This window comes from Pseudoduganella sp. R-43 (assembly GCF_049913255.1).
GTDB lineage: Bacteria > Pseudomonadota > Gammaproteobacteria > Burkholderiales > Burkholderiaceae_D > Rugamonas.
Window position 1 is genome coordinate 3,728,839 of the sequence record NZ_CP183988.1, and the last position, 13,055, is coordinate 3,741,893.

Annotated in this window: 9 protein-coding genes; 3 read left to right on the forward strand and 6 right to left on the reverse strand. The window is 59.1% G+C overall.

From position 1 onward, the window contains the following. Positions 1–157: 157 nt before the first annotated feature. Positions 158–1,129, reverse strand: coding sequence for a hypothetical protein (locus ACN9M3_RS16950; protein WP_426318030.1), 972 nt, complete (start codon positions 1,127–1,129; stop codon positions 158–160). A gap of 292 nt (positions 1,130–1,421) precedes the next feature. Here ACN9M3_RS16950 and ACN9M3_RS16955 point away from each other — a divergent pair, with 292 nt between their 5' ends. After that, complete coding sequence (locus ACN9M3_RS16955; protein ID WP_426318031.1) at positions 1,422–3,566, forward strand: hypothetical protein; 2,145 nt, start codon at positions 1,422–1,424, stop codon at positions 3,564–3,566. Positions 3,567–3,610: 44 nt separating this feature from the next. On the opposite strand, the gene ACN9M3_RS16960 is transcribed toward ACN9M3_RS16955, so the two are convergent. Beyond that, a complete protein-coding gene (locus ACN9M3_RS16960) occupies positions 3,611–4,948 on the reverse strand; it encodes a 3-oxoacyl-ACP reductase (RefSeq protein ID WP_426318032.1) in 1,338 nt (445 codons plus the stop codon). Positions 4,949–5,032: 84 nt separating this feature from the next. After that, entirely contained in the window at positions 5,033–5,509 is a 477-nt protein-coding gene (locus ACN9M3_RS16965; RefSeq protein ID WP_426318033.1) for a DUF2726 domain-containing protein, read from the reverse strand. A gap of 168 nt (positions 5,510–5,677) precedes the next feature. On the opposite strand from ACN9M3_RS16965, the gene ACN9M3_RS16970 reads away from it, so the two are divergent. After that, a complete protein-coding gene (locus ACN9M3_RS16970; protein ID WP_426161603.1) occupies positions 5,678–6,742 on the forward strand; it encodes a CAP domain-containing protein in 1,065 nt (354 codons plus the stop codon). Between the two features lie 180 nt (positions 6,743–6,922). On the opposite strand, the gene ACN9M3_RS16975 is transcribed toward ACN9M3_RS16970, so the two are convergent. Further along, positions 6,923–8,599, reverse strand: coding sequence for an Ig-like domain-containing protein (locus tag ACN9M3_RS16975; RefSeq protein ID WP_426318034.1), 1,677 nt, complete (start codon positions 8,597–8,599; stop codon positions 6,923–6,925). A 253-nt stretch (positions 8,600–8,852) separates the two neighbouring features. After that, positions 8,853–9,737 (reverse strand): LysR family transcriptional regulator, encoded by an 885-nt coding sequence (locus ACN9M3_RS16980; protein ID WP_426161650.1) that lies wholly within the window; start codon positions 9,735–9,737, stop codon positions 8,853–8,855. 95 nt (positions 9,738–9,832) lie between these two features. Between ACN9M3_RS16980 and ACN9M3_RS16985 the strand changes: the two genes are divergently transcribed. Then, positions 9,833–10,810, forward strand: coding sequence for an NAD-dependent epimerase/dehydratase family protein (locus ACN9M3_RS16985; RefSeq protein ID WP_426318035.1), 978 nt, complete (start codon positions 9,833–9,835; stop codon positions 10,808–10,810). Here the strand turns inward: ACN9M3_RS16985 and ACN9M3_RS16990 are convergent. Beyond that, entirely contained in the window at positions 10,807–13,011 is a 2,205-nt protein-coding gene (locus ACN9M3_RS16990) for an OsmC domain/YcaO domain-containing protein (protein WP_426318036.1), read from the reverse strand. The two genes, ACN9M3_RS16985 and ACN9M3_RS16990, sit on opposite strands and share 4 nt — an antisense overlap. Between the last annotated feature and the right edge of the window lie 44 nt (positions 13,012–13,055).

A 13,055-nucleotide genomic window follows, 5' to 3' on the forward strand; every position in this document is an offset into this window, starting at 1 on the left:
CGGCGGAGCGGTGCGCGGAGGTAGGGCGTCACCAGGAAGATGCAATTTCTGTACGGCAATGACGATATTACACAGGTTTACCAGTTTTCACACGGCAACTTCGAAGAATAGTTCCCGGCGTTGGTACGACGCATCACCTTTCGAAACGTAAGCCGCCTCAGGGCAGCCAGTTGATGCGGCCGCACGCGGCCAGGGGCTTGCTGTCGCGCGGAAGGTGAATGGAATAGCGATCCTCGGCGCCGCCGATGATATGGGTGGCCCCGTCGAAGGGAATGACCTGCACCGGTTGGCAAGCCTGGTAGTAGCCTGGCGTGCCCGGGTTGATGCCGCGCATGACAAAGGCGATCCAGCGCCCGTCGGGTGACCAGGCTGCGCCTTGTACCGATAGTCGAACCGAGCCATTGGCGATGCCCGCGGAAGGCTGCGTAAGCAGTTGCAATTTGCTGTCGCCGATGCGGGCCGCGTAAAGCAGACCGAGCGGCACCCTGGCCTGTGTCTCAAGAGTCAGGATGACATGTTTGCCGTCCGGACTGGCTTTCAGGCTGGCGCCTGCCACATCGGCGCCGCCCGGTATCTCGAGCCTTGTTTGCGAAATGATCCCTTCGCCGGGCCTGGCGACGACCAGGGCGTTGCCGGCCAGGTAAACGTAGCGGCCGTCAGGCAGCCAGTCGAGCGCGTGCGTCGCGCCTTGTGTCGGGTAGCGTAGCGGCGAGCCGTTCTCGATCAGCTTCAGTTCCCGGCCGATGACGAAAAGGCGCGGCTTGCCCTCCTGGTTGGGTTGCCAGTATCCCAGCAGGTATTTGCCATCGGGCGAGGGGATGGCGGAACGGAATTGTGGGTCCAGGCCACGTTCGCGCAACGGCACCAGGTTGATTGCAGCAAGCACGTCCATCGTGCGGCCATCCATGAAGGCGAGGTTGCCGAGCGGATCGGTTCGCAGGAGCGTTCCGCTGCCTGCGGGGTGCCCGGCGGCCCAGGTGTCCGCGCTGGTTTGGCCTTTCGCAATTTCGCTGCGGGGCATGCGTTGCGTTTTCCCGCTGGAGAGTTCAACCAGGCTGGTCTCAAAAGCCTGCTGGCGGCCATCTTCAATCAATAGCCTGCCCGGCAGGACCGGCGGGGAGGGGCGCATATCGGCTGCTTGCGACGCAAAGCTGGATAAGAGAAGCGCCAACAGGAGCGTGCGACGAGTCAGTTCAGGCCTGGACATGGGATTTGCAGGGGAGTGTAGAGGCGGGCCATCGTAGCACGGTATCCGGCGCCTTTGAAAAATAGGGGGCAACCGAACTCAAAACTAGGTGCCAGCACCAATTCGCGCTTCGTCCCAACTCCCTAAAGTGCTGGACATGCAGCCGCGCCACATCGCGTAGCCAGCATGTTCGCAGCACTTTCACAGACCCGAAGTCCAAACAAGGAGTTATGCAATGGATGCCCAAAACAATGCTTCCGCCATGCAATCGAACCAGATGTTTCCCCCGATGCCCGACGCACTCGATATGCCGTCGCCACAATCCGCTGCCGACATTCGCCCAGGCCTGACTGGCCCCGGCGAACTGGTGAACCCGGAACTCCTGCGTATCAAGAGCGTACGGCCAGGCTGCTACTTGCTGAACTACACACCGAGCGGGATCCACCTGGCGACCTACGACGGCACGATGCGCGTGGAAAAGCATGCCGATGGACGCACTGCGAGCGGCGACCTGTATCAACGCCCGGTCCTGTTCTTGCCCCTGAAGAGTGCCCTGCCGGCTGACCTTGCGCGCCCACTGCTCCTGGCGGGGCCGAATCCGGCCAACGGCATCCCGATCCTGTCGCGCAGCCGTTATCGCTACTACCTGCGGGTTACCAAGATCCTGGAGAACTTCACCTTCGGTAACAGTTTTACCCTGGGCTTCGAGATGTGGCGCTTCACCAAGAATCCCGGCGCATGGAATACCGGCGGCACCTGGAGCAAGGAAGAGATGACCGCACAGATGAGCTGGCAGCCCGCCCCCGCAGGGTTCCCGGCGCCGAACCACTACCTGGCCGGCGACGTGAAGAATGCCGCCAATGTCATTGTCGGCCGCCTGACAATGGGCTGGGTCTCCGAATTCCTGCGCAAGGCAACCATCGAGGTAGACCGCGTCAGCCAATCCGAAGCCGTGATCAACAACGGCGCCGGCGTGGACTGGGCTGCCGTCGGCAAGAGCGTCGACTGGGACATCAACGCGATCCAGAGCAATAGCAACGTTGCCGAACCGAGCGGCATTTCATGGTCTAACGGCGAAGCCCATGCCGCCATGCTGGCGAAACGCGACGCGTCCAACCTGGATGTGGAATGGCGCTACCACGTGCTGGCCATGCGCAGGCTCGACGAGACCGAGCGCGGCATCATGTACGACAACGGCGGCACGGATTCCAATAACGTCCCGCGCGAAGGCTGCGCCATTTCCTCCCACTGGACCATGCCGAACACGGCGGAGTGGGGCACGGTAGCGGGCCAGCGCTTCGGCACCGCGGCCGCGCCATATTTCCGCACCGCGGTGCACGAAATTGGCCATGCCATGGGCCTGTACCACAACACCGCCGACAACGGCTACCTGTGCACCACCGACGTGATTGCCTCGCGCTCGCTGAATCCAGGCAGCCTGCAATTCCCAGCCAATATCCAGTGGTCCTACAACCCGGACGATGCCAAGCGCCTGCGCCACATGCCGGATATCTACGTGCGTCCAGGCGGCCTGCCATTCGGCACCAGCTACGGGTCCACGCCAATCAGCCCGACCGACATGGAACTGGAGATTGACGGCCTGAGCATGTTCGTCACACCGGTCGCCAGCGCGGTGCCAATCGGCGCACCAGTGCGCGTGAACCTCACGATGCAGAACCAGTCCAGCACCCCGATCGCCGCACCTAACACACTGAGCATGAAGAGCGGCATTGTGCGAGGCAAAGTCATCGACCCTTGCGGCACGATCCGCAGCTTTGCGCCGATCGTCATCTGCGTTGAAGACGACCAGGTTGAACCGCTGGAAGCGCAGGACACCGTGGAGCACTCGCTGACCCTGCTGCGCGGCGGCCAGGGGGCACTGTTCCCGATGCCAGGCGCTTATCGGATCATCGTCGAAGCTCGCTGGGACAATGGCGGCCTGGAATGCACCTGCACCGGCGAGAACACGGTGATGGTGACATCCGCAGTCGACCAGGCGCATGCGGAAGCAGCCCTGAAAGTGCTGTCAACGCCCGATACGCTGTTGTCACTGGCCATCGGCGGCGACCACCTGTACGAAGGCATGGCCGCTATTGACGCTGCAATCGCCAATCCGGTGCTGCGCCCGCACTTCGCCTATATCGAAGCCAAGCGCATGGCAACGCGCTTCCGTGATCGCAAGGCCGACTTCGGCGCAGCCGCCAAACTGATCGACAGCAGCACGGTCATGAGCCCGGCCGAATTGAAGCGTGCAGCGGCCTGGGTCAAGGATGCAGGCCCCAGCACGGCGCCGGGCAAGCAGCTGGCCAAGGAGTTGACCAACAAAGCCAAGGGAATGAAGATCAAGGACGGATTGAAAGATCTTGCTGAACAGGCTTGATGAAGGGAAGGGGAGTTCGCTCCCCTTGCAAATCCGCTGTAGGATCAAGCACCCATCAATCCCTGGCCACACACCCGGATCGTCTGCCCGCTGATTCCGCAGGCGCCGGGTGTGCACAGGAAGGTCACCAGCTCGGCGACATCGCGTGGTTTGCCGCCTTGCGCCAGCGAGTTGAGGCGCCTTCCGATCTCACGCGTCATGAAAGGCATTTTCCGGGTCATTGGCGTTTCAATGAAGCCCGGCGCGACGGCATTGAAAGTGATGCCTCGCGAAGCATGCAAGCGCGCCTGTGCTGCAACGTAGCCGATCAAGGCCGCTTTCGAAGTAGCGTAGTTTGTCTGGCCAAAATTGCCGGCGATCCCGCTGATCGAAGACAAGCAGACAACGCGCCCATTTTCGCGCATCAAAGCCTCCTCCTGCATTCGCTTGTCGATCGCCGCGATGGCCGCAAGATTGATGTCAAGCACCTGTTCCCATTGGCGCGCTTCCATCTTGGCCAGCGTCCGGTCACGTGTTACGCCGGCGTTATGCACGACAATGTCAACGCCGCCGAAGTTCTCCTTCAGGAATCGTGCAAGCTGCGCCGGGGTATCAGAGGCGGCGATATCGAGCGCTAATGGCAATCCGCCGATTCGCCTGGCGCCGGCACTCAACTCATCGGTGGAAGCCGGCATATCGAGCGGCACCACTTTGGCCCCTTCCTGCGCCAGCCGTTCGGCCGTTGCAAGACCAATGCCGCGCGCGGCGCCGGTGACCAGTGCGACTTTGCCTGCCAGGGTCGCAGTCAAAGGCAGGGCGCCTGGAGCATTCGTTTCGGCCGAAACGTGCACCACCTGGCCGGTGACGTACGCGCATTGCGGCCCGCAGAAGAAGCGCACCAGGCCGTCAAGCCGATCCAACGCCTCTTTCTGCACGCTGGCCAGGTTCGCAGTAACACCGCGCCGGCCAAGTTCCTTCGCCAGCGAACGGACAAAGCCCTCCAATCCACGCGCCACGGCCGCCGCCACAGGATCCTGTGTGGAATCGACCGGCGGAGCAACCAGCAGCACGCGTCCATTGCGAGCGATGCGCCTGATCTCCTGGTGAAAAGCCGAATACACGGCCCGCAGGTCGACGACGCTGCGGCAGCCGGTTGCATCCATCACAAAAATGTCGACGGATTCCACCGCTTCCTTGGCGCCTGCGCGCTGGAGCGCAGCCGTAAGTGTAGAAGACGCATAAGCACCCTCCGTGGTCGCAAGCAGGAAGGACTTTGACAGGAAGGGCTGCGCGACGTAGGGATCGGCAGAACGATGCAACTCAGTCGGGTTAGGCAGCCCAATGGCGCGGACGACAGGACCGATGACGGGCCAACGGTTAATTTTGATCAGGGTATCGGACATGTACAGTTCAGGGCAAGTTGGCAATCCGGGACGAAACTATACTACCGAACCCCGGCAAGGCTAATAGAGCAATCCCACGAATTCTCAGGCAGCCTTTGGAACTGTCGTCGGCGCGGCCTTGCCCGCAACGTCAAATTGGACCCGTTCGATGTCTGGAATTGTCTTGTACCGCAAGACTCGGTATCCCGCGCTCTGTAACAGGGCATCCCTATTGGCATCCTGCGACTCACGGCCACGGTGGCTTGAGTCGTCGAGTTCAATGACAGCTGCAATCTCAAATGCTTTTGTGCAGACGACAAAGTCCGCGACCTTTTTATCGAAGCGATTCCGCGTCGCCCGGTCCTTGGAGGTTATGAGAGCGGAGAAGGCGACTTGTGAAAGCACTACAGCATTGGGGAATGCTTGAACCAAGCGGAAGTACATGGCTTGCTCGTTTTCGGACACGGGTCTGCGAGCAGTTATCACCCCAATTTTCCCGCGGCTGTTCTTCTTTGCTATGGTTGCGAGCGCGCTGATCATTGCGACAACGAGCGCCATGATCAGCAAATACGAGAGTTTCAACGTCCACCTCCAGGCTATAGAAACGGAAAATTATAGCGAACCGTTCCTCACATTTCCTAAAATCAGATGGCAGATTCACAATATACCGCCCAATAAGACGCTGACTTTCCCGCAACTAGGTAATAATGCCGCCTCAGTTAATTGTGCCGTATGGCAATAAAGAGGCTAATGATGAAAACGACAACAGCATCCCCCGCAGCGCGAATCCTGGTGGTGACTTTGACGGCGATGATGGCGGGTTGCGGCGGCGGCGGTTCCGAGCCATCCAGTTCGTCCGGGCAATCGCTTACTTCCCCGGGCACCACGCCGACCACGCCGACGACGCCGACTGCACCCACGACCCCGACCACCCCAACAACGCCATCCGGCGGCATGGCGGCAATCAACACCAGCAGCAGGGCGGAAGTGGCGGCCTTTTACAACACAACCATGCTGCCTGCCTTCTCGGTTCCGATGCAGTGGACCGGGTCGACCCAGGGCTGTGTCGCCGGTACCACCTCTGCCGAATATAAGGCGGCTGTGCTCAATACTGTGAACAGCTTCCGGGTACTGGCCGGTTTGCCAGGGAATGTTTCCCTCAATCTCACGCATTCGGCGATGGCACAGCAAGCGGCCTTGATGATGGATGCGAACTCCCAGCTAAGCCACTCGCCGCCGACTTCGTGGAGTTGCTATACGGCTGATGGCGCGACGGCAGCGGGCAGGTCCAATCTGGCGCTGGGCAACGCAGGACCAAATGCTGTGCGGGCGTATATTGCCGATAGCGGCACTTCGAGCCTGGGGCACCGCCGCTGGGTGCTCTATTCGCGCCTTGGCGAGGTTGGGACTGGCGACACGACGCGAGCCAATTCGTTGTGGGTATTTGACGGAACCGTCACCGCACCGGCGACTGTGGCGGAAACAGGCGTCGCCTGGCCGGCGCGTGGCTACGTGCCCTGGACCACGAAAGTCGCCGACCCTAGCCACCCTTGGAGCTTCTCTTTGCCCGGCGCAGACTTCAGCGGCGCGAGCGTGACGATGAATAATGACCAGGGCAAAGTGCTCTCCGTCAGCAATGTCGGTCAGCTGCCAAGCGGTTACGGCGACAACACCATGAGCTGGAAACTGGATGCTCCCGCAAGCGAATGGTCACGCTCTCCGGCCGACACCAAGTTCAATGTCCAGATCAGCAATGTGAAAGTTGGCGGACAAGCCAAGTCTTTCCAATACAGCGTTACCTTCTTCGTGCCATAAGTTGAAGATTTTCCCGGCACAGTAGAAGAGGGGAGTTGACCAGCTACGTCCGCAGTGTGATCACTGATCACTGGACGTAGCATCAAGTCTGAATTGCTGAAACCAGTCGGTGCTTGTGACGTTTGCACTCGGCATAGATCAGGTCCATTAACTTCCTGTCCGGTTCAATCGTCCCGCGCATCACTGGAAACGGTTTGCACGCATTTCCGCGTTTAGCCCGGAGTTGAAACTCCATACGGCGGTCGCTGTGCCCGAAGCGGCTACCACTAGCGCCGGCGAATTCGCAAACAGATAGGGACTCGCCACGTACTCGTGGATGGCCGCGGTGTTCCACTGTTTGGTCCTTGAATAGAAATGGGCCGCAATCGGAAGATTGTCTTGTACTGCTGTGACGATTACATTGCCAGCTGAATCGGCACCGATTCTTGGTTCAGCCAGAATACCTGCGCGGGGAAGCACGGTTTGTGGCTCTGACCATTGAGATGAGGCGGCATCAAAGCGAGCGCCATTGATCGCATCGCCTTCGAGCCAAACTGCCGTGACATTGCCCGTGCTGTCGATCGCGATCACTGGAGGATTCACCCCGACGAATGAGGCGCTCTTGTCCAGGCGACGTATCGGACTCCAGGCAGCCCTTCGCACGTCGTAAATCGCTGCGTGCGCGGTTGGACTTGCCATCATCCCATATTCGCGCTTCCAGCTGAGTGCAACATTGCCGTTTGCCGATGCAGCGAGTCGCAGCCCATACACAGCAGATTTGTCGAGTTCAAGAGGGGCACTCCAAGAGCCATCGCTCTTGTTATATCGCGAGACCTTCAATCCATTCTCGACCCATGCCGCGACAGCATTGCCGCTACCGTCGACTGCCAAGGCATAACCGTAGAAGTAGTTGCTAGACGCGGTGTCCAGGCGCACTGGAGGGCTCCATGTGGATGTCTTCAGATCGTAGCTTGACGCAAACAAACCCGGCGCAGTGGCAAATCCGTAGGCCTGGCTGAAAAAATACAACTTTCCAGATGGATCTGCAGCCATAACTGTCCCGTCGAACTTCGCGGTGGCGGGAACCACGCTTACTTCGGTCGCTGCTTCCCACGTCGCGAGATCGGCACGATAGCGCTTCAGTAGAAAAGCGGAATCGCCATTCCGGTACTCGTTCCAACCCAGGTAGACGTCCCCTGTTGGTGCGCTCACCATTTGCACGCCACCAATGGGATTGGATTCGGCAGCAACATATAGAGGCGCCGGGGCGCTCCAACTGTTCTTTTGTGCATCGAGCAGGCTGAAATATATTGTGTTGGGGGCGGTCACTGCGTACCAGACAGCGACGGTATTCCCCTTGCCATCATTAGCTATCACCGGCGCCGTCCCGGCTGTGAAATAGCTCAGGCCACTAACTTTGCTCGACGCAGCAGCCCAATGTTGTGCCGCTGTCGTAAAGCTCCGGCTCGTCGCTGCTCCGAGTGTTCGTCCATTGGTACTGGCGATGGTCGCGCCAAGGTCCAGTTGATATGTCGTGTTGCCTGGAAGAGGAAGTGTGGTGGGGAGTACCCGAAGTTCGTTGCCGGTCGCCGATACGGTGACTGGTACGACAATCCCATCCGGGCCAGAAAGCTTGAGCGCGCTCGCGTTGGCTGTGCCTGCATCGATTGGCTCGCTGAAGGTCAACGTTAGCGCAGCTTCGCGCCCCACGTTGGCCGCCTTGTCACCAGGTTGGCTGCTTAGCAAGGTGAATGGCTGCGGCGCCGTATTAGCTTCGGTACTAGGGGAAGAACTGCTACCCCCGCCGCTCCCGCAGCCAGTAATGGTAGCGAATAACAGGGAGGCGGAGACTTTGAGGAATAGGGCTGGAATTTTCATAGGGTGCCGATTTTGCCAGTAAGCACCCTGGTTGTCCATCTGGTAATAAATGATTGCTTATTGTCATATTCCAGACGCTGTTGTGAGAGGAATTATCAATTCGTTCTAAAGATTAGGCGGCTTCGGTCCAGAGAATTTGGTTAGAGCGCGGTCATCAACTTTGCGTTTGACTGCTGAGCGCTACGATGGGCCGGCGTAAGGGCGATAACGGCCACGCAGCATTTGACATAATATAGATTATGCGAAGTTATGGCTATTCCCATAGATCCTTCAATCCAACCGCCAAGGCATCAAAAACCGTCTTGCAACGTGCACTGTGCCGCAAATCCGAATGCATGGTGATCCATGTCGTCATTGTCATGTGCATTTCCTTTTCCAGGACACGAACCAGAGTCTTATCGCGCTCCGCCAGTCCAACCTGGTATGCGCCAATGCCCGCGCCTGCACGGACCAAGGCCATTTGCGCCAGATTGCTGTCTGTCCGGTATGCGAACCCTTCACGCTTCCAAGCGCCCAGTTTTGCGCTGGCCGCCCGCAGGAATGGCGTCTCCATGTCGAATCCGATCAAGCTGTGACGCGCGAGGTCCGCAACATTTTTCGGTTCGCCTTGCGTCGCCAAGTAATCCCTGTGCGCGTAGAAACCGACGGCGACCTCACCGACGCGCTGCGCCAATAAAAGATCCTGCTGCGGCTGCGTCATCCGCACGGCGATGTCGACCTCTCGACCAAGCAAGTCCTGGACTGCATCGCTCAGCACGAGTTCGATCGCCAGTTCAGGATGTTTGGCGCGAAGCGGCGCCAGGATCGATGGCAGGATTTCTATGCCTACGACTTCACTTGCCGAGATCCTTACGGCGCCGCGAACGGCACTGTGTCCGTGGGCGCTGCGTTCTATCGACGCGGCGGCGTGCTGCATTTCTTCGAGTTGGGTCCGCAACTGCAGTGCGGCCTCCGTTGGCTGCAGCCCTGACTGGGAGCGCGTAAACAAGGCCAAACCCAGGCCGGACTCGAGTTCGGAAACGTGGCGCCCGACCGTTGGCTGCGTCAATCCCAGCGATCGCGCGGCGCCGGATAAGGACTGGGCGTCCAAAACGTGCAAAAAGGTCCTGTACAGATCCCAGGGAATCGACTTTGTCATACAAATTTGTATAGCCGCTACAAGGATTTAGGGAATTTTCGTTGGGCCTGAGTTTGGCCATAATTTGCTTCATCGTCAACTCAAGGGAGCATGTCATGGATCGAAAATCGGTATTGATACTCGGCGCGAGCGGTGGAATCGGCGGCGAAATGGTTCGCCAACTCGTGGCGCGAGGCTGGACAATTCGTGCGCTGAAACGTGGCCTGGGCGTAGCAAACCGCATGGCTGACGGCGTCGAATGGATTGAGGGCGACGCAATGAACGCGCTGGATGTCGGCAGGGCGTCTGAAGGGTGTTCTGTCATCGTCCATGCCGTCAATCCGCCAGGCTATCGAGGCTGGAGCCAGCTGGTCTTGCCGATGATTGACAATACGATTGCCGCTGCGGCCTCGCAAGGCGCGACCATCGTTTTGCCGGGAACCGTCTACAACTTCGGCCCCGACGCCTTCCCGGCCCTGCGTGAAGACTCGTTGCAGCGCCCTCTTACACGCAAAGGCAAAATTCGCGTCGAACTGGAGACGCGGCTACGGAAAGCCAGCGAGCGTGGAAACGTGCGAACAATCGTCGTCCGTGCGGGGGACTTCTTTGGACCCAATGCCCGGAATAACTGGCTTTCGCAAGGGATGATACGGCCCGGCGAGGTGCCGGCAGAAGTCAAATTGCCAGGTTCACCCGGTATTGGGCATCAGTACGCATACCTGCCGGACGTTGCGGCCACCATGATTGCTTTGCTCGAAATGCGCGACAAGTTGCCGCGTTTCGCCAGCTATCACATGGCCGGTTATTGGGATCATGACGGCACCGAATTCGGACGCGCGATCCAGAGCGTAATCGAGTCGCACGGCGCAAAGCCTCCGAAGCTGAAGGCCTTTCCCTGGTGGCTGGTCCGCCTCGCGGCGCCGTTCAACGAAACCCTGCGTGAAATGCTGGAAATGCGCTACCTGTGGCAGCGCACCGTTCGAATGGAAAACCAGCGGCTGCGGAATGTACTCGGCGCCGAACCGCATACACCGCTGGAAACCGCCCTCGCCTGCACACTTGGCAGCCTTGGCTGCCTTCCTGCCAGGTCTTAACGGGCTTTGGCTGCAGCCTTGGCGCGCGCCGCGTGCAATTTCCTGTAACTGTCGATCTTGCGCTGATGCCTGTCGAGGCCTTCCAGCTTCATGCTGGTCGGGGTCAGGCCGTAGAAACGCACACTGCCGTCGACCGAACCGGTGACCGCGTCCATTTTTTCGTCGCCAAACATGCGGCGGAAATTGACAACGTAATCGTCCAGCTCCATCTCTTCATCCAGCAGCACTTCGAGCACCGCGCTCAGGGCCTGGTAGAACAGGCCGCGATCCAGCGTGTTGTCGTTGTACTGCAGGAAGGCGTCGACCAGTTCGCGCGCGGCTTCGTATTCGTTGAGGGCCAGGTTAATCAGCAGCCTCAATTCGAGCACAGTGAGCTGGCCCCAGACCGTGTTCTCGTCGAATTCGATGCCGATGAGGGTCGCAATATCGCCGTATTCATCAAGTTCGCTGTTTTCCAGGCGTTCGAGCAGTGCTTCTAGGCTCTCGTCGTCCAGCCGGTGCAGGTTCAAAATATCGTTGCGGAACTGGAGCGCCTTGTTGGTGTTATCCCAGATCAGGTCTTCCACCGGATAGATTTCCGAATACCCTGGCACCAGGATGCGGCAGGCAGTCGCTCCCAGCTCGTCGTACACGGCCATGTAGGACTCCTTGCCCAAGTCCTGGAGGATGCCGAACAAGGCGGCGGCTTCCTCGGCATTCGAGTTTTCGCCCTGGCCGGAGAAGTCCCATTCAACGAAGTCAAAGTCCGATCTGGCGCTAAAGAAGCGCCAAGACACGATACCGCTGGAATCGATGAAATGCTCGACGAAGTTGTTTGGTTCGGTCACGGCGTTGCTGACGAAAGTCGGACGTGGCAGGTCGTTCAGGCCTTCAAAGCTGCGCCCCTGGAGCAATTCGGTCAGGCTGCGTTCCAGCGCGACTTCAAAACTCGGATGTGCGCCGAACGAGGCAAACACGCCGCCCGTGCGCGGATTCATCAACGTCACGCACATCACCGGATAGGTTCCGCCCAGCGACGCGTCTTTCACAAGTACCGGGAAGCCCTGTTCTTCCAGGCCTTTGATGCCGGCCAGGATGCCCGGATATTTCGCCAGGACTTCCTGCGGAACCTCCGGCAAGGCCAGTTCGCCTTCCAGGATTTCCCGTTTGACCGCCCTTTCGAAAATCTCGGACAGGCATTGCACCTGCGCTTCCGCCAGCGTATTGCCAGCACTCATGCCGTTGCTGACAAAGAGATTCTCGACCAGGTTGGTCGGGAAGTACACCACCTCGCCGTCCGATTGCCTCACGAACGGCAAGGAGCAGATGCCGCGTTCGACGTTGCCGGAGTTGGTGTCGTACAGATGCGAGCCACGCAGTTCGCCATCCGGGTCGTAGATTCCGCGGCTGTATTCATCCAGGATCTCCGCCGGCAGCGCGTCTTTGCGGCCCGGCTTGAACCATCGCTCATTCGGATAATGCACGAAGTCGGCGTTGGCAATTTCTTCGCCCCAGAATTCGCCGGCGTAGAAATGGTTGCAGCTGATTCGCTCGATGTACTCGCCCAATGCAGAGGCCAGTGCGCTCTCCTTGGTCGAGCCTTTGCCATTGGTGAAGCACATTGGCGAGTGCGCGTCGCGGATGTGCAGCGACCAGACATTGGGAACGATATTGCGCCAGGATGCGATTTCAATCTTGATGCCGAGATTGGCCAGCAGGCCCGACATATTGGCGATGGTCTGCTCCAGCGGCAGGTCCTTGCCTGGAATGTAGGTGCTCGTGCCGGATGCCGCGTCGATGGTCAGCAAGGCCTGTGCATCGGCGTCGAGGTTTTCCACTTCCTCGATGATGAATTCCGGGCCGGCCTGCACCACCTTTTTGACCGTGCAGCGGTCGATGGAGCGCAAGATGCCTTCGCGGTCCTTGGCCGAGATATCAGGCGGCAGCTCCACCTGGATCTTGAAGATCTGCTGGTAGCGATTTTCAGGATCGACAATATTGTTCTGCGAGAGACGAATATTCTCGGTCGGGATATTGCGAGTTGAGCAATACAACTTCACAAAGTACGCGGCGCACAAGGCCGACGAAGCCAGGAAATAGTCAAACGGCCCAGGCGCCGAGCCGTCTCCCTTGTAGCGGATTGGCTGGTCGGCGATGACCGTGAAATCGTCGAATTTGGCTTCCAGGCGAAGCTTATCGAGAAAGTTGACCTTAATTTCCATGGGAATGTTCCAAAATAGTGCTCAAAATAGCGTGGCCGCTATTA